The sequence below is a fragment of the Flavobacterium alkalisoli genome (genome assembly GCF_008000935.1).
In the GTDB taxonomy this organism is placed as follows: Bacteria; Bacteroidota; Bacteroidia; order Flavobacteriales; family Flavobacteriaceae; genus Flavobacterium; species Flavobacterium alkalisoli.
In genome coordinates, this window is the sequence record NZ_CP042831.1 from 3,616,992 (window position 1) to 3,641,021 (window position 24,030).

Sequence of the window (24,030 nt, forward strand, 5' to 3'; positions counted from 1 at the left end):
TTAATTCTAAAAAAATAACATACAATGAGTTTATTCAATGTATACCCTATATATAATATAACTCCGGTAAAAGCACTGGGGGCAAAAGTTTGGGACGATAAAGGACAGGAATACCTTGATTTTTACGGAGGCCATGGTGTTATCTCTGCCGGGCATTCACATCCGCTTTATGTAAAGGCAGTGAGCGAGCAGGTAGCAAAACTGGGCTTTTATTCCAACTCTATCGAAAATCCGTTACAGGAAGAACTGGGTAAAAAACTGGTTAGCTTTTCAGGTTATTCTGACTACAGCCTTTTCCTGTGCAACTCGGGTGCAGAGGCTAACGAGAATGCCCTCAAACTGGCATCGTTCCATAACGGTAAAAAGAAAATCGTTGCTTTTAATAAGGCCTTTCACGGACGTACCTCTGCCGCAGTTGCTGCTACCGATAACCCATCGATAGTTGCTCCGATTAATGCAGGGCATGAAGTGGTTTTCCTTCCGCTTAATGATGAGGAAGCTTTAAAAACAGAACTGGCCGAGGGTGATGTTTGCTGTGTTATTATAGAAGGCATACAAGGCGTTGGCGGACTGGACGAGGGCACTACCTCTTTCTTTAAGGCTATAGAAAAAGCCTGCAACAATAATGATGTGGTACTAATACTGGATGAAATACAGAGTGGTTATGGGCGTTCGGGGAAATTCTTCGCACACCAACATCACGACATAAAGCCGGATGTTATTACTATGGCAAAAGGTATGGGTAACGGATTCCCTATTGGCGGTATCCTTATCTCCCCTAAGTTTAAGGCATCCTTCGGTTTACTGGGAACCACTTTTGGCGGTAACCATCTTGCATGTGCAGCAGCAACAGCCGTACTGGATGTTATAAAGCAGGAAAACCTTATGGATAATGTTAATGCCATGAGCTCCTACTTTAAGGAACAGGCTGCACTTATACCACAGGTTAAAAACATAAAAGGACGCGGACTCATGCTGGGGCTTGAGTTTGATTTTGACATAAACGAATTACGGAAAAAACTGATTTATAACGAGTTTATATTCACCGGTAGCGCATCTCAAAAAAACCTGTTGCGCATACTACCGCCACTGTCTATAAACAAGGAGGACATAGACCGCTTTTTTATCGGTCTTAAAAATGCATTAAAGGATTTATAAGTTATTTTTCAATTAATTACAAAATGAAACACTTCACTTCGGTAGACGACATTCAGGATCTAAACCAACTGATTGCGTTAGCTAAAAACATAAAACAGGCACCATTTGCCAATAAAAAAATAGGGGAAAACAAGATCCTGGGGCTATTGTTTTTTAACCCAAGCCTCCGCACAAGGCTAAGTACACAAAAGGCTGCCCTTAACCTTGGGATGGATGCCATTGTAATGAACCTTAATACCGAAGGCTGGGCACTGGAGTTTGAAGATGGCGTAGTAATGGACGGCAATAAAGCCGAACACATTAAAGAAGCCGCACAGGTTGTATCGCAATACTGCGACATTATTGCCGTGAGGAGCTTCCCTACCCTTACCGATAAGGAAAAAGACGAGGAAGAACAGGTAATTTCTGCCTTTAAAAAATATGCATCTGTCCCGGTAATAAGCCTTGAAGGTGCTACCGAGCATCCTTTACAGGCTGTAGCCGATGTATTAACCATAGAGGAATACAAATCCGTAAAAAGGCCTAAAGTGGTGCTTACATGGGCTCCGCATCCTAAAGCACTGCCTCATGCCGTGCCTAATTCTTTCGTTAAGGTGATGAAAAAGGCCGATGTTGATTTTGTTATCACGCACCCTGAAGGTTATGAGCTTAATCCCGAATTTACCAAAGGGGTTACTATTACACACAATCAGGAAGAGGCTTTTGCCGATGCCGACTTTATCTATGCAAAAAACTGGAGCAACTATATGGATTACGGGCAAATAACCTGTAAAGACCCTTCGTGGACTGTAACAGTCGATAAGATGAAACTTACCAATGACGCTAAGTTTATGCACTGCCTTCCGGTAAGGAGAAATATGATTGTTACTGATGAGGTTCTGGACAGTGAAGCATCTATCGTGATAGCCGAAGCTAATAACAGGACGTATGCTGCACAGGCGATACTTACCAAAATTCTGGAGCATGGAGAATAAGCCAAAACTTACCGTCGTTAAAATAGGCGGCAATGTAATTGACAGTGAACCGGCTCTTAAGGCATTCCTTAAGGATTTTGCAGTACTAAACGGTTACAAAATACTGGTACATGGCGGCGGCAAAATTGCAACTAAAACAGCCGAAGGCTTAGGTATTACTCCCGTTTTTCATGAAGGCAGGAGAATTACCGATAAGCCCATGCTGGATGTAGCGGTTATGACCTATGCAGGGCTTATCAATAAAGATATAACCGCACAGTTACAGGCATTGCAAAATAATGCTCTGGGTTTTACCGGAGCAGACGGTAACATGATACTTTCCGAAAAAAGGAAGAATGCGGCTGTCGATTTTGGCTGGGTAGGCGATATTGTTTCGGTTAACCATGAACTGGTAAAGGTATTGTTACTGCAAAATGTGGTTCCTGTGTTTTGTGCTATTACTCATGATGGCAAAGGGCAACTGCTTAACACCAATGCTGATACTATTGCCAGTGCTTTGGCTGTAGCCTGCAGTAACGATTTTGAGGTAAACCTGCTGTATTGCTTTGAGAAAAAGGGAGTGCTTAGCAATGCCGATGATAACGATTCGGTAATAAAAAAACTTACTTTTGATACATACACTCAGTTACGAGAAGAAAAAATAATCCATTCAGGTATGCTGCCTAAACTGGAAAACTGTTATGATGCCCTTACTAAAGGGGTATCGACAGTATATATCGGCAGTCCCGAAATGATAAAACAGGGTGACACAACCTGTACACAGGTATCGCTCTAAAAAAAGTATTTATGAGTTTAAAAACAATCCATACCCTAACCGAAGAAGCAATTTCCCTGCTAAAATCGCTTATTGCCACTCCGTCTTTTTCATCGGAAGAAGAGAATACGGCAAAACTGATTGAGGCCTGGTTTAGTAATAACAACATTCCCTTTAAACGAGAAAACAATAATATATGGGCTTTCAATAAGCATTTTGCCGAGGGTAAGCCTACCCTGCTGCTTAACTCACACCATGATACCGTAAAACCTAATCAGGCTTATACGTTAGATCCGTTTGAGGCTATTGAGAAAGAAGGCAAACTGTTTGGACTGGGCAGTAACGATGCAGGAGGCTGCCTGGTATCGCTAATGGCTACCTTCACCTATTTTTATGAGGCCGAAAACCTGCCTTATAACATTGTAATGGTTGCCTCGGCAGAGGAAGAAAGCAGCGGACCAAACGGCCTTAACAGTGTGCTGAAACATTTACCCGAACTGGATTGTGCCATAGTGGGCGAGCCTACCGAGATGCAGCTTGCCATAGCCGAAAAAGGATTACTGGTACTGGATGTAACCGTAACGGGAACTCCGGGGCATGCTGCACATCCTAATAACGATATGGCTATTTACAATACTTTTAAAGTTATGGAATGGTTTAGGGAATATACGTTTGAAAAGGTATCGGAAGTGTTAGGTCCGGTTAAAATGACAGTTACACAAATCAATGCAGGGAAACAGCATAACGTGGTTCCGGCAGAATGCAATCTGGTTGTGGATGTAAGGGTAAACGACTGTTATACCAACCTGGAAGTTCTGGAAACCATAAAATCAGGTATAGAATCGGATAAGGTAAAGGTAAAGCCAAGATCGATGCATCTCAACTCATCATCCATTGCAAAAGAGCATGCTCTTGTACAGGCAGGAGTAGCATTGGGCAGAACAACCTATGGTTCACCTACCCTTTCAGACCAGTCGGTACTAAGCTGCCAGTCGTTAAAACTGGGGCCGGGATTATCTCTACGCTCACACTCGGCAGATGAGTTTATTTATATCAATGAAATTAAAGAAGGAATTGAACTGTATATAAAAATACTTTCCCAATTCCTTAATTATACTACCAAAACGGCTGAGGAAGCCACATTAAAACAACAGTAATGAAACTTTGGGAAAAAGGCATACCAACAGATAAGAAGACCGATATATTTACCGTAGGCAACGACCGCGAACTGGATCTTGTACTGGCAGAATATGATGTTATCGGGTCTATGGCACATGCCAAAATGCTTGGAAAAACAGGATTATTAACTGATAAGGAAGTAAGTGAATTACTTACCGGACTGGAAGAAATACTGGCAGAAATTAAGGCCGGAAACTTTGTTATTGAAGACAGCTTTGAAGATGTACACAGCAAAGTGGAATACCTGCTTACCGAAAAGGTGGGCGATGCCGGAAAAAAAATACATACGTCACGTTCCCGCAACGATCAGGTTTTAACCGATGTTCACTTATACCTAAAAGCGGAGCTTACAACGATAAAGCAACAGGTAAAGGAACTTTTTGACCTGCTTATGGCTATGGCAAATCAGTACCAAAACATACTGTTACCGGGATATACGCATCTGCAGGTGGCGATGCCCTCATCATTCGGGATGTGGTTTTCTGCCTATGCAGAAAGCCTTATAGACGATGTTGTTATGCTGAATGCAGCCCTTACCGTGACCGACCAGAATCCGTTAGGTTCGGCAGCAGGATATGGGAGTTCGTTCCCCATAGACAGAACCTTTACAACAAACGAACTTGGTTTTGCTACGTTAAAATACAATTCGGTAGCAGCACAAATGAGCCGCGGAAAAACCGAAAAGACCACAGCTTTTGCACTGGCATCGGTAGCCGGGACATTATCAAAACTGGCTATGGACATTTGCCTGTACCTGAGTCAGAATTTTAATTTCATAAACCTGCCACAGCACTTAACCACTGGGTCGAGCATTATGCCGCATAAAAAGAACCCAGATATTTTTGAGCTTATTCGTGGTAAGTGTAACAAAATACAGGCATTGCCTTATGAGCTTACCCTTATAACCAATAATTTACCCAGCGGTTACCACAGGGAATTCCAGTTGCTAAAAGAAGGACTTTTCCCTTCTTTACAAACGTTGAAATCATGTCTGGAAATGGCACATTATTCCATTAAGGAAATTAAAATTAACAACAATATACTGGACGATAAAAAATATGATTACCTGTTTACGGTAGATGCCCTTAACGAACTGGTAACTCAGGGTATCCCTTTTAGGGATGCTTATAAAATTGTAAGCGAACAGGTAGAAAACGGGACATTCATTTCTCCTAAAGCTACAAAGCATACTCACGAAGGCAGTATAAATAACCTGTGCCTAAATGAGATTACACAAAAAATGAACAAAGTGGTTGAATAACCACTTTGTTCATTTTTTACACTATACCCTTTACAACACCTGCATCAATGGCTCCGTGTGAGGTATCATAAACAGCCTTACCTTCTTTAATAACAATTAACTGAGGCGACTGATGCATTACATCAAATCGTGTAGCAATTTCGTTAGAAATATCCCTGTGAGATAAAAGGTCTAAAAAGTAAGGTTTAGCCTTATCGGTATCAATGGCATAATCCTGTTCAAACTGCTTTAAGGCCATACGGCTAATCGCACAGCGGGTACTGTGTTTAAAGATGATAACGGGTGTCTCCTTAGACTCCTCCACTATCTCATCTAACTGTTTTATTTCTGTTAAATCATTCCACATTTGTGGATTAGAACCGCTAACTTTACCGTTAGAATCGCCAAATATCTTATCAAAAAAACTCATAATCGTCATGTTTTCAGACACTTTGTCTGTTTTAAAGTTTGTTTTAAAGCAAAAAACAGACATTTCGTCAGATTTTACTTATTGGAATATAAATTGAATAAAGCATATCAAATTTAAACAATTCGAATATGAACTTTAATAATTTTACCATAAAATCTCACGAAGCCATACAAAGGGCACAGCAAATTGCCCAAAGTTATGGCCATCAGCAAATTGAAAACGAGCACATTGTAAAAGCTATTCTTGAAGTAGATGAAAATGTGACTCCGTTCTTACTTAAAAAACTTAACGTAAACGTACAGCTGTTCCAACAGATACTGGACAGTACACTACAAAGCTTCCCTAAAGTATCGGGTGGCGAGATGTCGTTATCACGTGACGCATCAACTGCCCTTACCGAGGCTTCAAACATTGCCCGCAAAATGAACGATGAGTTCGTTTCCATAGAGCATTTGTTGCTAGCCATCTTTACTTCAAAAAGTAAAGTAGCCCAAATACTAAAAGACCAGGGCGTTACCGAAAAAGACCTTAAAGCAGCCATAGAGGAACTACGCAAAGGAGAAAGGGTAACATCGGCCAGTGCGGAGGAAAGCTACAACGCCTTAAACAAATATGCAAAGAACCTAAACCAGTTGGCTAACGACGGTAAACTGGATCCGGTAATTGGCCGTGATGAGGAAATACGCCGTGTGCTTCAAATCCTTTCAAGACGCACCAAGAACAACCCGATGCTTGTGGGTGAACCCGGTGTGGGTAAAACCGCTATTGCAGAAGGTTTGGCACACCGTATCATTCAGGGTGACGTACCGGAAAACCTAAAGAATAAGGTAGTTTACTCGCTGGATATGGGTGCACTTATTGCAGGGGCTAAATATAAAGGTGAATTTGAGGAAAGGCTTAAATCGGTTGTGAAAGAGGTAACCTCTGCTGAAGGTGATATCGTACTGTTTATAGATGAGATCCATACCCTTGTAGGTGCCGGTGGCGGTGAGGGTGCTATGGATGCCGCAAACATCCTTAAGCCTGCCCTGGCGCGTGGTGAGCTAAGAGCCATAGGTGCTACTACTCTTGATGAGTATCAAAAATACTTCGAGAAAGACAAAGCGCTGGAACGACGTTTCCAAAAGGTAATGGTAGATGAGCCGGATACCGAAAGTGCCATCTCGATACTTCGTGGTATTAAGGAAAAATATGAAGCTCACCACCAGGTACGTATTAAAGACGACGCCATTATAGCAGCTGTGGAACTTTCACAACGCTACATTACCAACCGTTTCCTTCCGGATAAGGCTATCGACCTTATGGATGAAGCCGCTTCTAAGCTGCGTATGGAAATCAATTCCAAACCGGAAGAGCTGGATGTACTGGACCGTAAGATAATGCAGCTTGAAATTGAGATAGAGGCCATTAAACGAGAAAATGATGAGACCAAACTAAAGTCGTTAGGACTTGAACTGGCTAATCTTAAAGAAGAACGCAACGAGATATATGCCCGCTGGAAAAGCGAAAAAGATATTGTAGACAACATTCAGGCTTCAAAAACAGACATTGAGAATTATAAGCTGGATGCCGAACGTGCCGAACGTGAAGGCGACTACGGTAAAGTAGCCGAGCTTCGCTACGGAAAGATTAAAGAAGCTCAGGAAAAGCTGGATGAAATGGAAAAACAACTACAGGAAAGCCAAAAAGGTAACAGCCTTATAAAAGAGGAAGTTACGCATGAGGATATTGCCGAAGTAGTTGCCAAATGGACCGGTATACCTGTTACTAAAATGCTGCAAAGCGAGCGTGAAAAACTGCTTAGCCTTGAAGACGAACTTCACAAACGTGTTGTAGGTCAGGAAGAAGCCATACAGGCTGTGAGTGATGCCGTAAGGCGTAGCCGTGCCGGGTTACAGGACCAAAAGAAACCAATAGGTTCATTCCTGTTCCTGGGTACAACAGGTGTTGGTAAAACAGAGCTTGCCAAAGCACTTGCCTCTTACCTGTTTGATGATGAAAATGCGATGACACGTATTGACATGAGCGAGTATCAGGAGCGCCATAGCGTGAGCCGATTAGTAGGTGCGCCTCCGGGATATGTAGGATATGATGAAGGCGGACAGCTTACCGAAGCTGTAAGGAGAAAACCATACAGTGTGGTATTGCTTGACGAGATTGAAAAAGCCCATCCTGATACCTTCAATATACTGTTACAGGTACTTGATGAAGGGCGCTTAACAGATAATAAAGGCCGTTTAGCCGACTTTAAGAATACCATCATTATAATGACCTCTAACATGGGTAGCGGTATTATACAGGAGAAATTTGAAAACCTTAAAGGCAGTATTGAAGCAGCTACGGAGGCAGCCAAAACCGAAGTATTGGGATTACTGAAGCAAACCGTAAGGCCGGAGTTTATAAACCGTATAGATGATATAGTAATGTTTACTCCGCTTTCTGCTGAAAACATCAAAGAGATTGTAAGCCTTCAACTTAAATCGGTTACCAAACTTCTGGCTAAGCAAAACATTACGCTTGATGCCACACCGGAAGCTATTGATTACCTGTCTAAAAGAGGTTATGATCCTGACTTTGGTGCACGTCCGGTAAAACGTGTAATACAAAAAGAGGTGATGAACGAACTGTCTAAGGAAATTCTTAGTGGTAAGGTTACTACAGACAGTATCATACTACTGGATAGCTTTGACGGCAAACTGGTTTTCAGAAATCAGACAGAGTTATCTGACAAACAATAAGAAATAAACTTTTTAAATAAAAAAGGGACACTTTACAGTGTCCCTTTTTGTTATTATAGGCTTAAGCGATAAACCTTATCTAAATCGTGATTATCACTCACGTTAACTTCAAGATCTTTTACAATACCCGAACCTACACCATATACCCAACCATGCAGGTGAAGTGACTGTCCGCTTTTCCATGCTCCCTGAACTATTGATGTCTTAGCAAGGTCAAACACCTGCTCTTTTACGTTTATCTCTACAAATGCATTAAAACGCTCATCTTCGTTTACTATAGAATCAAGGTATGTTTTGTGATGACGGTAAACATCTTTAATGTGTCTGATCCAGTTATCAATCAAACCGATAGAAGCATTACCCATAGCTGCTTTTACACCACCACATCCGTAGTGACCGCAAACAATTACATGTTTTACCTTAAGTACGTTAACGGCATAATCAAGTACGCTAAGCATGTTCATATCTGAGTGAACAACCATATTAGCAATATTACGGTGTACAAAAACCTCTCCCGGCTGTGCTCCCACAATTTCATTTGCAGGTACGCGACTATCACTACAGCCTATCCATAATAAAGGTGGAGACTGTCCGTCTGCTAATCTTGAGAAATACTCAGGATCATTATCTATTTTACTTTGTACCCAATTCCTGTTGTTCTCTAATAACTGTTTATAAAACTCGCTCATAATATCTTCGTAATTTATTTTCTGTGTTTTCTATTTTTATTCTGCTTTTTCTTTCTTGTTCTTCTTTCCGTGTTCAAAGAAAACATGTCCTTCGGTATTATCCAAATCATATGCTTCTTTAAAACCAACTAATTTAACCTTAATATTGTCTTCCTTAGCACGAATGTTCGTAAATTCTTTAATAAGATCCTGTACGTCATGGGCTATATAAACCGTATCCGACGCGTTTATTATTACTTTAGAATTTTCCGGTATATCGTTAAGGGTCGATTTTATTGCTGCCTTGTTAAGAAAAGAAACTTCCTGTGCAAGGTCTATATGTATTATATCTCCTTCTTCATATTCCTCTTTCCTAAAATGATAAGCCCTTTGCAGGTTACCTTTAAGGATAAATATGATACTTATTGCCATACCCAGTGCCACACCTTTAAGCAGATCTATAGCTACAACCGCAATCAATGTTGCTAAGAAAGGGATAAACTGATATTTGCCTTTTGCCCAAAAAAGCTTAAGCTTAGCCGGGTTAGCCAGTTTATAACCTATTAGGATAAGCACTGCTGCCAATGTTGCCAATGGGATTTTATTTAAAACCATTGGTATAGCCAATACACATATAAGTAACAGGAAACCGTGAATAACAGCAGACATTTTTGTTTTTGCTCCTGAGCTTGCATTTGCAGATGAACGCACTACTACAGATGTAATAGGCAATCCGCCAATGAAGCCGCTAATTATATTACCAATACCCTGTGCCTTAAGCTCCCTGTTCGTATCCGTATAACGCTTTTGTACATCCATTCTGTCGGAGGCCTCTATACATAAAAGCGTTTCAACAGAAGCCACAACAGTTATTGTTCCGGCACTAATCCAAACATTTTTGTTTGTAATTGCAGAAAAATCAGGGGTTACTATAAAGCCGGCAATATCACTAAAAGATTGTGGTACAGGCAGTGTAACAAGGTGCTCACTGCTAAGTGCAAAATGGCTTCCGGTACTTATAAATATCTGATTAATTACAATTCCGGCAATTACAGCCACAAGGGCTCCCGGCAGTATCTTCAGCTTTTTAAGTGCAGGCACCTTATCCCAAATAACCAGAATAAGAAGCGATATAATTGTAATGATAACCGCTCCGCCTTCAAAACGCAACAGGATATCCGGAATATCAGAAAACGGATTTCCCCCGTCAAGCCTGAAAAGTGAGTCGCTACCATCGTAAGTCTTGTCATATCCAACAGCATGTTCCATTTGCTTAATAATGATGATAACACCAATACCTGCAAGCATCCCTTCAATTACATTAGCAGGGATATAGTTTGAAATACTACCTGCCTTTAAAAAACCAAGAATAACCTGCAATACCCCCGAAAGGAAAACTGCAAGCAAAAAGGCCTCAAAAGAACCTAAGGTAGCAATTGCTGTTAATACAATAGCTATAAGTCCGGCAGCCGGACCCGATACACTTATATGAGAATTACTAAGGGAGCCTATTACAATACCCCCTACCACACCGGCAATAATTCCGGATAAAGGTGGAGCACCAGAAGCTAAGGCAATACCCAAACAAAGGGGTAAAGCCACTAAAAAAACCACAAGACCTGATGGAAAATCAGCTTTAAGGTTGGCAAAAAGATTTGTCTTTTTTGTCATGACCGATAAGATATAATACAATTAAAATTATTAAATACCTGTAAACACAAGCATTTAATCTAATAGCCGACAATAGCGGCAATAATTGGATTATACGTTCTCGGGAGGAGGTGAAAAAATATCTCCAAAGGCATTAGTATGCCTAAGGAGATTTTTTGAGTTTATAACTTTAGATTTTTTTTCAAGTATAACAAGAGGAAGCTCTAACTCAATTTGAGGTCCTGCTTTTATCTCTTTTATTTCTTTGTGAATTTCTTCCTCATTAAGACTGTAAATCATAGAAATATCGGCATCATCATCTTCCATTAGGCTAATAATTGTAGGAGCCGAAAGGAAAGTGATAAATAAGAATAATACTATTTTTACAAGAAATTTCACTCTGCTAAAGTAACGATAAATTTTTAATCGTTCTAAATAATTACAGAAGCTTGTTGTTAAATTTCTTCTTCACTCCAAGCTTTCATCATCCAGATGGTTTTTTCCTGCTCGGTAATAAAGTCACTCATCATAGAGTTAGTACCTTCATCATTTATCTTGTCTGTCTCATCAAGAATAACCCTTTCTATTTTAAGCAGGTCACTTAATGAGGTCATAATAAGCTGAACAGCATCTACATCTTTAGAAACATTTTTACCTACTTCAAGTCGGTTATTTTTAATATAATCCTCAAAAGTATGTAAAGGTGTTCCTCCAAGTGTAAGTACCCTTTCTGCTATCATATCTATTTTTAGCTGGGCATCATTATATAGTTCTTCAAATTTTACATGCAGGTCAAAAAAACGCTTACCGCGAATATTCCAGTGTATCCCTCTCAGGTTTTGGTAGTATACCTGAAAATTAGAAAGCAGTATATTAAGTTCTGCTGCAATTACTTCTGTCTCTTTTACCGGCAACCCTAGTATATTCGTGGCTTCTGCTTTTTTCTTTTTCGTTGTCATATCAAGTTTATTTAGTTATTTTTTGATTTAGCTTTCCCTCAAAGTTAAAAAAAATAACCCTAAAAAAATATAAGCGATATCGATGATTTTTATAATTTTATCATAAAAATCTATCGTAACACATCTATAACTATAAACAATGACTATAACACAACTCAACTATGTACTCGCTGTAGCCGAATACAAAAATTTTACACTTGCAGCCGAAAAGAGTTTTGTAACCCAGCCTACCCTTAGTATGCAGATACAAAAACTGGAAGAAGAGCTGGATGTACAAATTTTTGACCGCAGCAAAAAACCTATTCAGCTAACCGAAGTAGGCCAGCAGATAGTTACACAGGCTAAGAACATAGTAAACGAGTCGATAAGGATAAAAGACATTGTTGACCAACAGAAAGGCTATATAGGCGGAGAATTTAAAATAGGTATCATCCCTACGGTTATGCCTACCCTTTTACCTATGTTCCTTACCAATTTTACAAATAAGTACCCTAAGGTAAACCTTATTATAGAGGAGCGCCCAACGGAAGAGATTATAAAAATGCTTAAAAGCGGACAGCTGGATGCAGCTATAGCGGCTACTCCCCTTAACGAAGACAGTATTAAGGAAGTGGTACTTTACTACGAACCATTTGTAGCCTATGTGCCGGAAAACAATCCTGCCTACCAGAAGAAAGAATTTAGTGTAGAGGACCTGGAAGCAAACCTAAGCAACATTTTATTATTACAGGATGGGCATTGCTTCCGCAATAATGTGCTTAACATCTGTAAGGCATCATCATTACCGGCAGACAATCATTTTCAGGTAGAGAGCGGCAGTTTTGAAACTATGATAAAACTTGTGGATGAAGGACTGGGCATGACATTACTCCCTTATCTTCATACGGTAGATATGAGCGAAAAATCGACGGCTAAACTGCGTCATTTCCCTGAGCCGAGGCCTTCAAGGGAAGTTAGCCTTATCTACTCAAAAAAGGAGCTTAAAATTCATATTATAGAAGCATTACGCACTACAATTTCCGGCGTAATAAGAGGAGCCATTGCTTTTCACAATGTAGAGATAACCAGTCCGGTTCATAAAAAATAAAGCACAAAAAAAGGAGCCTTATGGCTCCTTTATCGTTTTTTATTGTTCAACATATATTAGACAAGCTTTTAATTCGGGCTTTTCAGTCGTAAAATTATAGAGCCAGTCAATAAGTTGTTCAACTTCGTAAGGTAGTAACGTTTTGATTGCTTTTTCAACTTCCTTACAAAACAATTTCGGATCAAAACTTACGCTTTCCAAAACCGTCTTTGTATAAGCAAACATACTTCTGGGCATAATTTCATTTAAAATTATTAATGTTAGTGTTTTTATAAGAACGCATGTAAAGATAATAATAAAATCGAACTTACAATATAAATTAACTAAAACGTTTGCGTTAAAATTTTCATTAACTTAATATTTTAACAATTTTTTAATGTTTAAATGCTCTTAGCATTTCGCGTTTTCCGGGTGGCCCGGGAAGTTTTTCTGTTATAAAACCCGCTTCCTGCATAGCTTTTTTAATACTTGTTCTGCATGCATAGGTTACAAGTACGCTATTGGGTTTTAATGCCTTATACATTATGTGAAAAATTTCGGCTGTCCACAATTCAGGTTGAGCATGAAACCCAAATGCATCAAAATAAACAATATCATACTTTTCAACGTCGTTTATCTCGTTAAAGAACTGTTTCCTTTTTAGTAAAGTAAATTTATCATTTATTTGTGAGGGAATCTCCCAATCTGCCTCATGCATAGCAGTAAAAACCTGCTTCTCGTTTTCGGCATTAAGCTGCTCCACATAGTTTAATAGCTTTACCTCATCGTTACTCACCGGATATGCCTCTACCCCTGTATAGTTTATTTCCTGCCCGTTTTTTACAGACTCCAGATAGGTGATAAAAGCATTGAGCCCTGTACCAAACCCTATCTCTAAAACAGAAACAGGCTGCCCTTTTGTTAAGGCCAGCCCGTTTTGTATAAATACATGATAAGCTTCACGAATAGCTCCAAATTTAGAGTGGTAACTCTCCTTCATCTCAGGAAGGTGTATGGTTACCGATCCGTCAAGCGTTTGTATAATTTCTCTTTTCAATTACTTAATATAAAGTTTCTTAATCCTCGGAATAGGTCCGCCGCATTTCGACTCATGGCAAGCAAGGCAGGATGTTACCCCTTCATTAAAACGTTCCTTTGCATGAACTGTATCAATATAAATGCGCTGCTGTGCTTCAATAAATTTATCGGCATGCTCCTTAAAGAAATCATCCCTGTCGGTTTCATCCGTCATAGGGGCCATGTAAATCTTTAAAAAATGTTTCGGGAAATCCCCTATAGTGTCACCGTCAATAATACGCTGCCTTAGCCTCATATTGTCAACATACATCTGCTCCATTAAAGCAGCCATTTGAGACATCTCATACATTTTAAACTCCTTTTCCTCTTTTGCAGGAGCCTGCTCTTTTTTTACAGTTTCTTTATCGGCCTCCTTATCCTTACACGAAACGGCAAGAAATAAAACGGCAGACAATACTAAAAAGGCCTTCTTCATTATTTGCTTATTAAAACACCATCGGCCATAAAGCCATACTTAACTTCCGGCTTAGTGATCTTAGCTATTTCAGCTTCCGATTTCCCTCCGTCTTTAGCATAGTGCTTTAACTGATCTACAGATATTTCGCTAACAAAAGCTTTACCTGTTACAACTGCATCCTGCCCTGCTGCATTTAACGGAACAAAAAAGGCATAGTCCTTAAACTTTACAAAAGACTCTTTTTCGTCTGCCAGATTAAGTGACATCCAGCAGCCTTTCTTTTGGCAAACGTCGTTAATCTTAGCGGCAAACTTTACATTAACGGTATCGCCTGGTTTAAGGCTTTTATATTTTTTAAACATCTCCTCCTGTGTAAGGGCATCGTTAGTATTTATCTTATCGCCAAAAGATGCATAAACCTTACCGTTTTCCTGTACCTCAACAGTAATATCCTCGTCTTCATTAATAGTATCGGTATCTACCTCCATGGCACCGTTTTGAGTTTCTATAACAGTATCTTCAGATTCCACATGAGTCTCCTTGTTCTTACAGGCAACAAAAGCAAGCATTGCTACTGCAGCTAAAAGCGATTTCTTCATTTTTTTAGTTTAATTAAGTTTAGTGTATGCAAATTTATACAGAAAATAGTAATACCCGCAATTTATAGCTTTTAATTTATTTTGCTTACTTACAATATTTTATGGTAGTTTTGCTGCGTATTTTTTAACACAAATGGCTATTTGGACATTTTTTTAGTAAATTTGCAAGAACACTACTATTTAACTAATCTATATAAATGAACGAAAACGACATTACAGTAAACCTTGCCTCTACCTCTAAAATTGACTCCGTTGATTTTGAGAACCTGACTTTTGGCACTGTGTTTACCGACCATATGTTAATTTGTGACTACAAACAAGGCGTATGGGAAAAACCTGTTATTAAACCTTATGAACCTTTTTTAATAGATCCTTCTGCTAAGGTATTCCATTACGGTCAAGCTATTTTTGAAGGTATGAAAGCTTATAAAGACGAACATGACGATGTATGGCTTTTCCGTCCTGATCAAAACTTTGAACGCTTTAATAAATCGGCAGTAAGGCTTGCAATGCCTGAAGTGCCTGAAAGCGTGTTTATGGACGGACTTAAAAAGCTGTTACAGATTGAAAAGGCGTGGGTTAAAACAGGTAAAGGAAACTCCCTATATATCCGCCCGTTCATGATCGCTACAGGTCCAGGTGTAGTTGCTGCCCCTGCTAATTTCTATAGTTTTATGATTATACTTTCGCCTGCCAAGTCTTACTACTCCGGTGAGGTAAAAGTTATTATAGCCGAGCATTACAGCCGTGCCGCTAATGGTGGTATAGGTGCTGCTAAGGCTGCGGGTAACTATTCGGCTCAGTTTTACCCAACAAAACTGGCTAACGAAATGGGTTACCAGCAAATTATATGGACAGACGATGCTACGCATACCAAACTTGAGGAAGCAGGTACAATGAACGTTTTCTTCAGGATAAACGATACATTATACACAGCGCCTACAAGCGAAAGGATATTAGACGGTGTAACCCGTAAAAGCCTTATAGATATGGCTAAGCGCGAAGGTATTAATGTAGAGGTTCGTTCGGTATTAGTGGAAGAACTTGTAAAGGCTGCCGAAGACGGTTCCCTAAAAGAAATATTTGGTGCAGGTACTGCCGCTGTAGTTAACCCTATTGTGGGCTTTAGCTACAAAGAAAAATATTATGAACTGCCTAAGCTTGAAAACCCAATAGCTTTACAGCTAAAAGAAAAGCTTAACAACATACAATACAAACTGGCCGAAGATACTTTTGGATGGACAGTTAAAGTATAATTTAATAATAAATATAAAAAAAGCCTTAGCGATTGCTAAGGCTTTTTTTATTTAAGTATCTCCTCAAAATTAGGTTTAAAGTAGTTAGGCCCCTTCATAACCTTACCGTCTTCGCGGTAAATAGGTTTTCCGTCCTCCCCTAACTTACTCATATTACTGCGCTGAATTTCATCAAACACCTCTTCTATTTTATACTGAAGTCCGTGCTCTATAATGGTACCGCACAAAATATAAAGCATATCGCCAAGGGCATCGGCAATCTCGGTAAGGTCGTTGTTTTGCACAGCATCAAGATATTCTTCGTTCTCCTCTTTCATAAGGTTAAACCTAAGCATGTTTACGGCTTCTCCCAGGCTTGCTTTAGGCATTTCGCTTACTCCAAGTCCAAAGGCAGTATGAAACTCCTTTACGGCGTCTAATTGTTTTTTCATGGCTCATTGTATTTTAAGCTTTAAAAGTATCGAAAATTAAACAGGCTTATTGTAGCTTTGCAAAAAAGATTTCAACATGTTTACTAAAGGACAATTATACTTTGCCGCATTTTTTATTGTTGTGTTTGTGGCAGCCATGATATACGTTTACAGAAAAGACCTTAGCCTGCATAAAAAATACTACAAAGGCTCTTACTGGATATTAATTGCCTTTCTTGCTTTTATAGGTGTTTTATTCTTTATAAAGTATTTTGTGAAAGAATAATGATATAGAAAACAAAATTTTAAATCCTCCATTTGGGAGGATTTTTTTATATTCGTTACATTATAAACCACAAAACACTTTACCATGAAATTAAAGAAATTTTCAATTCTATGCCTGCTTCTGGGAAGCTTCATATCCTTTACATCATGTGAAAATGAGGCTGCCGAAAACGAAACTATCACAACCAAATCCCTTACTAAAGTTTATGAAAGCACCGGGGAATACAACAGTAATCTTGACGGTTGGTTTTCTGTTTACCTGCCCGATTTACCGGCTGGCAGTAACTACAAGTTTTATACCGACCAGATATACAACCTAAGCCGTAACGACGGTGTAACTACCGAAAATGCAATTGTTATTTTTATGGAGATTGAAGGTATAGACGATTATAACCTTACAGAAGAAAGAGGTGTTGTACAGCCTGCTGTACAGTTTAACTTAAACAACCTTATAGACGTTTCAGGCAATGCCCCTCTTGACACCAGTAAAGATATAACCCTTATTATTGCACACGATGATGAACTGGATATTAGCTGGGTGGTAGACTCTTACTTTAATTCTTCTTTTAGGCTAAAAATTCCCGCAAAGATTGGATTTGGAGGGCTTAAAAAAGTATAAGTAAAATTCTTGTTAAAAAATTAAAATGAAAATCCCCACTAATGGGGATTTTTTTATTAACTTATGTTCCGCAATTTTGCATGTAATCAACCACTAAAAACAAAGAATTATGGGTAGAAATTCAATTAATGACATTAACATTATTTATGATGGAATAGGATCATACAATCCTACAAGTAAAAGCGCCACTTATAAAGTTGTACTGCCAGTTCTAGGTTCTGGGCAAAGTTATAGATTCGGAGATTCTAATAATGATATCTTTAATTACACAGACCGAGGTAACGGCGTAAGTAATCTAGTGTTTATACATGTTTCTGTTGATGGTGTAGATCCTGATACTGACTTAAGTGCTGTTAATGATCCAAGTAATGTTTATCTGGAAACCTATACATTCAATTTATCAAATGCTATTAAAAAAGGACCGGATGATTTCGATTTTGCTCAAGATATTACCGTTATAATATGTCATGATGACCAGTATGACTTACCTACTTTTATGCAAACCCTAAAAAAAGCCAAAAGCACTCCTGATTGGTGGCCTAATAAATTAGGCAGTGGACTTCTTAGGAAATTATAATTAAATGTATAGAGTATTAAATATATTATTACTACTGTCTGCCTTTATTCAAACAGGCAGTAGTGATTTATTGAAAAAAGTAAAAGAAAAACTAGACAACAATGACATAATTGAAGCTCAAAAAACTATAGAAAAAATAACTGTGGAAGAGCTTTTAAAAAGTGAAACTGCAGAATTTTATTATTTTGATGGAAGAATAAAAGAAAGCATAAATAGACCAACAATTGCTTTAAGCGACTATCTAAAATCAAAAAAATTATATATAGAAATCGATAGTCTTGATAAGGCTATGGAAATCAACTTAGATATCGCTTTTCTTATATGTAGCCAAGAGTTTAATAAAACTGACTATTCTAAATATATAATTGAATATCTAGAATATGCTAAAAAAAGTAAAGACCCTGTTAAGTTATCACGAGGTTATGGATATTATGCTATGCTTAAAGCCAAAAAAAATCAAGCTGATGAAAGTAAGGATTTTTACAACAAGGCATTAAAATATGCTCTGGAAGGTAATGACAAAGAACTAGAATCAGGAATATATAACAATTTAGCTCTTTTATACAATGAAAGTTTAAACAAACCCGACTCTGCACTTTACTATCTAAAAAAAGATTTAAAATACCAAACAGAACAAAAAAATTATCCTGCGTTATTAGAAAATTATTGCAATCAGTCTTCTTCATATAAACATAAAAAAAAATACTTTGAATCTATAAAGTATCTAAAAAAAGCTGATAGTCTTCCTTTAGAATATTCTTTGCCTGCAAAACAATATATTTATGAAGAATATTATAAAAACTATGACTCTTTAAAAGATTACAAAAACGCATACAAATATGCACTCCTGGCTAAAAAATTTGCCGACAGCGCTAATGTAATAGAACAAAACATTGCCATAAACGATATACAGACCAAATACCAAACACGCGAAAAAGAACTTGAAAATGAAGTATTAAAAGGTAAAGTAAAAACAAATAAAGCTTTGGTATATATAGTTGTGGGGCTGCTTATTGCCAGCCTTATTATAGGTTTCCTTATCGTTAAAAACGCACGCCGCCGTGAGCACATCTCTAAACAGGAAAAGCTTATTGAACAGCAAAAGCTGGAAAAAGCGCTTAAAGAGTATGAGCTTAGCAGTATAGACCTTATGCTGGAAGGCCAGGAAAAAGAAAGGCAGCGCATTGCAAACGACCTGCACGATAACTTGGGCAGTATGCTTGCTACACTCAAAATAAATTTTGAACACCTTCGCCTGCGTAAAAATGAACTGCGCGAAGAAGAGAACAAACTATACGACCGCACCGATGAGCTTATAGAAGAAGCTTACCAAAAGGTGCGCCGCCTTGCCCATGCCAAAAACGCGGGGGTATTTGCTAACGAGGGGCTTATACCAACTATTAGGAAAATGGCCGAAAAAATATCCATCCCCGGCAAGTTATCCATTGAGATTATGGCAGTTGGCTTTAATAAAAGATTGGAAAATACAATAGAAATTGCTATCTTTCGGATGGTTCAGGAGCTGTCAACCAACATTATAAAACACTCTCAGGCTACTGAGGCGTCCATACAGCTTACTAACCACGACGAAAATATCAATATCATAATAGAAGACAATGGCGTGGGCTTTCCCCCTGCCAAAACACATACCAGCGATGGTATGGGGCTAAATACTATAAGAAAAAAGGTTGAACAGCTTGGCGGTACTTTTACCATAGACTCAACTCCGGGTAAAGGGACTACCATTATAATAGATTTGCCGATATGATACGATTAGCTATTGCAGAAGATCATCAGTCGCTTATAGACGGTATAAAGATATTCCTGGAATATGAGGATGACATTAAAGTTGTGGGCGAAGCTAACGACGGCGAAAAGCTATTGGAAATAGTTCATGCCAAAAAACCCGATATTGTACTTACCGATATACGTATGCCTAAAATGGATGGTATTACGGCTACCCGCGAAATAAAAAAGGATTATCCAAACTGTAAGGTTATTGCCTTTAGCATGTTTGAGCAGGAAGAGGCGGTTTCTCAAATGACCGAAGCCGGTGTAGACGGCTACATAATGAAAAACTCCTCTCTTAAGGTAGTGCTTGCTGCCATAAGGGCCGTTATGAACGGTGAAACCTTTTTTGACGACTCTATAAAAAGTGCCGAACCCAAAAACGATGAGGGAGACTTACCCCTTAGTAAACGTGAAAAGGAAATTGTTGCCCTTGTAGGACAGGGAAAAACCTCTCAGGAAATTGCCGACCTCCTTTTTATAGGCAAAACCACAGTAGATACTCATAGAAAGAACATACTTAAAAAATTGAGCCTCCATGGAAAAAGCGAACTCTTACGATACTCCATGGAACGGAAGTATGATTTTTAGTTTTGGTAGAATTAAAATATCATTTTTTGATTTTTTTTGTAGTAAAAATACCCAGTAATGGGTATTTTTTTGCTTTGCATATTACCCCAACTTTGTAATAAATAACCTTAGTATTAACCTACAAATCAATTTATTATGAAGACAATGAGAAAACTTTTACTCTTACTTATGCTGTTAAGTGTACCTGCAGCTTTTGTTTCTTGTGAAGAAGAGGAAACAACAGACGTTAGCAATGATGCCTGCCTTGATCAGCTGGAAACATTATCTGACATTCTTTACGAAAAAACTCTGATTTTCAGTAACAATGCAACACCTTCTACATGTAGTGCAGTAAGAACCGCTGCCCTTAATCTTATTAACGCTGCCGAAGACTGCGGGTATGGCTATCTGTACACAGAGCAAACCCAGTTTTGGTTAGATTATGACTGTAGTGTATTTGATTAATTTTTTTTTACAAAAATACATACTACTCAAAAAAATATAAAAACTTATAGTTCATTGGGTTAGTTTAATTTGAGGGGAGAAAAATACCCCGTTGGGGTATTTTTCTTTCTAAATTGGCATCAATGTTGTAAAAGAGGATTTAATACTTTTTAACAAGTATTAACAAGTACCTTTTTTAGTAACTTTGAATTATTAACCAAATTCGCAGAATTTATGAAAACTTCTTACAAATTTATTTTAGCCTTTGTATTAGGAATTACCCTAACTAACTGTGCACCACATGTTCAACGTGTAAGTGAAGACAGTGTAACTGACCTTAGCGGAAGATGGAACGAAACAGATTCGCGCCTTACTGCCGAAGAAATTACTGCAGAGCTTATGTCTCACTCATGGTACAGCACTTATGCTTCCGAAAACGGAGGTAAAAAACCTGTTATTATTGTAGGTATGATTACCAACAAATCGCATGAGCATATTGCAACAGAAACGTTCTCTAAAGACATTGAAAAAGAAATCATCAATTCAGGAAGAATGAAACTGGTACAGGCAGGTTCTATGCGTGAGGAAATAAGGGCAGAAAGAGCCGATCAGCAAAACTATGCTTCACAATCTACCATGAAAAAATTCGGTCTTGAAAACGGTGCCGACTTTATGCTTCAGGGTACAATCAACTCTATTGTAGACCAGTACTCTAAAGAAAAAACAATCTATTACCAGATAGACCTTGAGCTTACTAACATTCAAACAAACGATAAAGTTTGGATTGGTGACAAAAAGATCAAAAAATATCTGGGTAACAAAAAAATGTAATCCCAACCCAAACAAATCATGAAAGCAACCAAAAACATACTTTTAATGCCGGCAAAACTGGCATTGCTACTGTTATTGATTAGCTTTCAATCCTGTAGTACCTACAACACTAAAACCGCAGACATTGAAAGCGACCTGTTTAACGGAGATTTTAGCAACGCAATAGCGAGCATCGAAAATAATAAATTTCTAAACAAAGACAGAAACAGACTTTTATACCTGCTTGAAAAAGGAAAAGTAGAACATCTTAACGGCAATTATGAAAACAGTAACGCCCTTTTAGAAGAGGCTTACATCATGATTGAAGACAGGATGACTAAAACAAATGTTGGCCAGGCCGTATCGGCAAAGTTTACTAACCCGATGGCCGAGCCTTATAAAGGTGAAGATTTTGAAAAGGTAACCATTCACTATTACAAAGCCTTAAACTATTTTCAGTTAGGACAACCTGCCGAAGCACTTGTGGAGGCAAAAAGGATTAACATAAAACTGTATGAGCTTAATGAAAAGTATAAAGAGAATAAGAACAAGTATAGCGAAGATGCCTTTTCACAAATTCTTCAGGGTATATTATATGAATCTACCGGCGATATAAACAATGCGTTTATTGCTTACAGAAATGCCGAAGAGATATATGCCCGCAACGGAGATCAGTTTTTTGGGGTACCTACCCCACTCCAACTGAAAAAAGACCTGATGCGTACCTCTAAGGCAATGGGCTTCCAGGAAGACTATGAAACTTATAGAAAAAAATTCGGTTTCCCGGAAGATCCAAAACCAACCCCTCCTGCAAAAACAACCAAAAAAGGTAAAGGCAAAAGCAAACCTGCTCCAGAGCCGGTAGCTGTTGCACAACCGGTAGCACCTGTTGCAACCGGAGAAGCTATTGTATTTTGGGAAAACGGACTAGGCCCTGCTAAAGACCAGATAGTTATTACCGCCAGTGGTGCAGATGGTTTCTTTTACGGCACCTACTATGACGGAGCTACTCAGGAAGAGATTTTTATCCCTATTCCGGTAGGTTTTGATATTGGGTCTGTAAATGCCATTGCTATCCCTAAATACCGCCAGAGGTACAGCTACTATTCAAGAGCAGCTGTAGAGGTTGGTAACGAAGATGTTACTTTTGAGCTTGCCCAGGACTTTTACCCTATAGCAAAACAGTGCCTGAAAGACAGGATGCTGCGTGAAACCATAGATCTTGTTGCAAGGTTTGCTACTAAAAAAGCAGCCAGCGCCGGCTTAGGTGCTTTAGGTAAAGAGCTTTTTGGTGATACCGCAGGAGATCTTATGAAATTAGGTGGTGATATTGCAGGGGCTGCTACAGAAAAGGCAGATACCCGTAACTGGCAAACGCTTCCGGCAACCATCAGTTATATTCGTGTTCCCCTACAGGAAGGTGAAAACAAGTTCCTTATCAAAAAACAGGGACCTCAGGGTATAGATACCGACACTTTGTACATCCCTTACAAAAAAGGATTGCAGATAGTAAATTACTTTGACCTTGGCAGGACTCAGTTATTACCGCCTCCGGGATCTGCAGCATCTCAGGCAGTAACAAAAACGGATACCCAGCTAAGTGAGGCAAGAACGTCTTTACTGGCTGCAAAATCGGATAAACCGGCTGATATACCTGCAAAAAATTCTATAAGCATCCCTGCCGAAACTACGCCATTAACTCCTGTAAAGGAAGGTATAACGGTAACAACAGTAGTAAACAATTATGTAAAAGCTGCCGGTGGTGAAGATAAGATTAAAGGTATAGAAACCATGGTAATGAAAACTTCATCGGTAAGCAGTTATGAAGGTAAAACTACTACTGTTACAATGGTTACTAAAATGGATAAAACCAATAACTGCTCTGTTAAAAGCTTTACAGACGGTCAGGAAAGTTTCTCTATGGTTGTGAATAACAATGGAGGTTATATGGTAATGGGGGGCTCACGTACTAAACTGGATAAAAAGACATATGATAACGTAAAAAACGGACGTAATTTTTACCAAAACTTTATTATCCCGTTAAGCGATCCTAATTCCAAGCTGGAAGGCATTACCTCCATCAACAATCAGGAAGCTTATGCTGTTAGTTATAAAGATGCTACTTACGGCACTAAAATGACCAATTATTATTGTACAAAAACGGGCCTTATTATTGCCAGTAATGCTAAAATTGACAACACAAGCAGTACATCATACTTTACCGATTACAGAGAAGTAAACGGAATTATGTTTCCTTTTAAAACAACAACGGCAACTAATGGTGTGTCATCTGAAATGGTAACTACAGAACTGTTAGTAAACCAAGGAGTTTATGAGACCGACTTCCAATAAAAAAACCAC

At 38.7% G+C, this 24,030-nt stretch carries 26 protein-coding genes; 16 read left to right on the top strand and 10 right to left on the bottom strand.

The genetic code is table 11. The annotated features are described in order from the left end of the window. Window positions 1-24: 24 nt before the first annotated feature. Genes FUA48_RS16355 through argH form a run of 5 tightly spaced genes read left to right on the top strand, consistent with a single transcriptional unit; the run spans window position 25 to window position 5,326 of the window. The gene (locus tag FUA48_RS16355) at window positions 25-1,158 is read left to right on the top strand and encodes an aspartate aminotransferase family protein (protein ID WP_147584525.1); all 1,134 of its coding nucleotides are present in this window, start codon (window positions 25-27) and stop codon (window positions 1,156-1,158) included. Between the two features lie 23 nt (window positions 1,159-1,181). Next, the gene (locus FUA48_RS16360; RefSeq protein WP_147584526.1) at window positions 1,182-2,132 is read left to right on the top strand and encodes an N-acetylornithine carbamoyltransferase; all 951 of its coding nucleotides are present in this window, start codon (window positions 1,182-1,184) and stop codon (window positions 2,130-2,132) included. Continuing rightward, window positions 2,122-2,907: an acetylglutamate kinase gene (gene argB, locus FUA48_RS16365; protein WP_147584527.1), complete on the top strand. Its 786-nt coding sequence runs from the start codon at window positions 2,122-2,124 to the stop codon at window positions 2,905-2,907. The genes FUA48_RS16360 and argB overlap by 11 nt, the downstream gene beginning before the upstream one ends. An 11-nt stretch (window positions 2,908-2,918) precedes the next feature. Continuing rightward, complete coding sequence (locus FUA48_RS16370) at window positions 2,919-4,043, top strand: M20 family metallo-hydrolase (protein ID WP_147584528.1); 1,125 nt, start codon at window positions 2,919-2,921, stop codon at window positions 4,041-4,043. Beyond that, window positions 4,043-5,326: an argininosuccinate lyase gene (gene argH / locus FUA48_RS16375; protein ID WP_147584529.1), complete on the top strand. Its 1,284-nt coding sequence runs from the start codon at window positions 4,043-4,045 to the stop codon at window positions 5,324-5,326. The genes FUA48_RS16370 and argH overlap by 1 nt, the downstream gene beginning before the upstream one ends. A gap of 16 nt (window positions 5,327-5,342) precedes the next feature. On the opposite strand, the gene ytxJ is transcribed toward argH, so the two are convergent. Next, on the bottom strand, window positions 5,343-5,798 hold the full coding sequence (gene ytxJ / locus FUA48_RS16380) for a bacillithiol system redox-active protein YtxJ (protein ID WP_394349182.1): 456 nt from the start codon (window positions 5,796-5,798) through the stop codon (window positions 5,343-5,345). A gap of 65 nt (window positions 5,799-5,863) precedes the next feature. Between ytxJ and clpB the strand changes: the two genes are divergently transcribed. Continuing rightward, on the top strand, window positions 5,864-8,473 hold the full coding sequence (clpB, locus tag FUA48_RS16385) for an ATP-dependent chaperone ClpB (protein WP_147584530.1): 2,610 nt from the start codon (window positions 5,864-5,866) through the stop codon (window positions 8,471-8,473). 53 nt (window positions 8,474-8,526) lie between these two features. Here clpB and can read toward each other — a convergent pair whose 3' ends face one another. The 4 genes from can to FUA48_RS16405 form a co-directional block, all read right to left on the bottom strand. After that, window positions 8,527-9,162: a carbonate dehydratase gene (can, locus tag FUA48_RS16390; RefSeq protein ID WP_147584531.1), complete on the bottom strand. Its 636-nt coding sequence runs from the start codon at window positions 9,160-9,162 to the stop codon at window positions 8,527-8,529. Window positions 9,163-9,198: 36 nt separating this feature from the next. Next, window positions 9,199-10,812, bottom strand: a complete 1,614-nt coding sequence (locus FUA48_RS16395; RefSeq protein WP_147584532.1) for a SulP family inorganic anion transporter — start codon at window positions 10,810-10,812, stop codon at window positions 9,199-9,201. A gap of 90 nt (window positions 10,813-10,902) precedes the next feature. Continuing rightward, the gene (locus FUA48_RS16400) at window positions 10,903-11,190 is read right to left on the bottom strand and encodes a hypothetical protein (protein WP_147584533.1); all 288 of its coding nucleotides are present in this window, start codon (window positions 11,188-11,190) and stop codon (window positions 10,903-10,905) included. A gap of 56 nt (window positions 11,191-11,246) precedes the next feature. Further along, window positions 11,247-11,750 (bottom strand): Dps family protein, encoded by a 504-nt coding sequence (locus FUA48_RS16405; protein ID WP_129750977.1) that lies wholly within the window; start codon window positions 11,748-11,750, stop codon window positions 11,247-11,249. A 139-nt stretch (window positions 11,751-11,889) separates the two neighbouring features. Between FUA48_RS16405 and FUA48_RS16410 the strand changes: the two genes are divergently transcribed. Beyond that, window positions 11,890-12,837 carry a LysR substrate-binding domain-containing protein gene (locus FUA48_RS16410; protein WP_147584534.1) on the top strand — a complete coding sequence of 316 codons (948 nt, stop codon included), beginning with the start codon at window positions 11,890-11,892 and terminating at the stop codon, window positions 12,835-12,837. Window positions 12,838-12,876: 39 nt separating this feature from the next. Here FUA48_RS16410 and FUA48_RS18565 read toward each other — a convergent pair whose 3' ends face one another. The 4 genes from FUA48_RS18565 to FUA48_RS16430 all read right to left on the bottom strand — a co-directional run bounded on the left by FUA48_RS18565 (window position 12,877) and on the right by FUA48_RS16430 (window position 14,910). Further along, window positions 12,877-13,074, bottom strand: a complete 198-nt coding sequence (locus FUA48_RS18565; protein ID WP_129750975.1) for a hypothetical protein — start codon at window positions 13,072-13,074, stop codon at window positions 12,877-12,879. A gap of 136 nt (window positions 13,075-13,210) precedes the next feature. Then, window positions 13,211-13,873 (bottom strand): tRNA (5-methylaminomethyl-2-thiouridine)(34)-methyltransferase MnmD, encoded by a 663-nt coding sequence (mnmD, locus tag FUA48_RS16420; protein WP_147584535.1) that lies wholly within the window; start codon window positions 13,871-13,873, stop codon window positions 13,211-13,213. After that, window positions 13,874-14,329, bottom strand: coding sequence for a hypothetical protein (locus FUA48_RS16425; RefSeq protein WP_147584536.1), 456 nt, complete (start codon window positions 14,327-14,329; stop codon window positions 13,874-13,876). Continuing rightward, entirely contained in the window at window positions 14,329-14,910 is a 582-nt protein-coding gene (locus FUA48_RS16430; RefSeq protein WP_240732503.1) for a DUF4920 domain-containing protein, read from the bottom strand. Before FUA48_RS16430 ends, FUA48_RS16425 begins: the two co-directional genes overlap by 1 nt. Before the next feature lie 197 nt (window positions 14,911-15,107). On the opposite strand from FUA48_RS16430, the gene FUA48_RS16435 reads away from it, so the two are divergent. Next, window positions 15,108-16,166 carry a branched-chain amino acid aminotransferase gene (locus tag FUA48_RS16435; RefSeq protein WP_147584537.1) on the top strand — a complete coding sequence of 353 codons (1,059 nt, stop codon included), beginning with the start codon at window positions 15,108-15,110 and terminating at the stop codon, window positions 16,164-16,166. A gap of 47 nt (window positions 16,167-16,213) precedes the next feature. On the opposite strand, the gene FUA48_RS16440 is transcribed toward FUA48_RS16435, so the two are convergent. Beyond that, complete coding sequence (locus FUA48_RS16440) at window positions 16,214-16,597, bottom strand: pyrophosphohydrolase domain-containing protein (protein ID WP_147584538.1); 384 nt, start codon at window positions 16,595-16,597, stop codon at window positions 16,214-16,216. A gap of 76 nt (window positions 16,598-16,673) precedes the next feature. Between FUA48_RS16440 and FUA48_RS16445 the strand changes: the two genes are divergently transcribed. From FUA48_RS16445 to FUA48_RS16480, 8 genes are all read left to right on the top strand, one after another. Next, on the top strand, window positions 16,674-16,862 hold the full coding sequence (locus tag FUA48_RS16445) for a hypothetical protein (RefSeq protein WP_129750970.1): 189 nt from the start codon (window positions 16,674-16,676) through the stop codon (window positions 16,860-16,862). 84 nt (window positions 16,863-16,946) lie between these two features. Then, window positions 16,947-17,480 carry a hypothetical protein gene (locus FUA48_RS16450; RefSeq protein WP_147584539.1) on the top strand — a complete coding sequence of 178 codons (534 nt, stop codon included), beginning with the start codon at window positions 16,947-16,949 and terminating at the stop codon, window positions 17,478-17,480. A gap of 109 nt (window positions 17,481-17,589) precedes the next feature. Beyond that, complete coding sequence (locus tag FUA48_RS16455) at window positions 17,590-18,057, top strand: hypothetical protein (protein ID WP_147584540.1); 468 nt, start codon at window positions 17,590-17,592, stop codon at window positions 18,055-18,057. Between the two features lie 4 nt (window positions 18,058-18,061). Next, window positions 18,062-19,825: a sensor histidine kinase gene (locus FUA48_RS16460; protein WP_147584541.1), complete on the top strand. Its 1,764-nt coding sequence runs from the start codon at window positions 18,062-18,064 to the stop codon at window positions 19,823-19,825. After that, a complete protein-coding gene (locus FUA48_RS16465) occupies window positions 19,822-20,436 on the top strand; it encodes a response regulator (RefSeq protein WP_147584542.1) in 615 nt (204 codons plus the stop codon). The genes FUA48_RS16460 and FUA48_RS16465 overlap by 4 nt, the downstream gene beginning before the upstream one ends. A 135-nt stretch (window positions 20,437-20,571) precedes the next feature. After that, on the top strand, window positions 20,572-20,880 hold the full coding sequence (locus tag FUA48_RS16470) for a hypothetical protein (protein WP_147584543.1): 309 nt from the start codon (window positions 20,572-20,574) through the stop codon (window positions 20,878-20,880). A gap of 213 nt (window positions 20,881-21,093) precedes the next feature. Next, window positions 21,094-21,690: a penicillin-binding protein activator LpoB gene (locus FUA48_RS16475; protein ID WP_147584544.1), complete on the top strand. Its 597-nt coding sequence runs from the start codon at window positions 21,094-21,096 to the stop codon at window positions 21,688-21,690. Window positions 21,691-21,708: 18 nt separating this feature from the next. Then, window positions 21,709-24,021 (top strand): COG3014 family protein, encoded by a 2,313-nt coding sequence (locus FUA48_RS16480; RefSeq protein ID WP_147584545.1) that lies wholly within the window; start codon window positions 21,709-21,711, stop codon window positions 24,019-24,021. The last annotated feature ends 9 nt before the right edge of the window (window positions 24,022-24,030 follow it).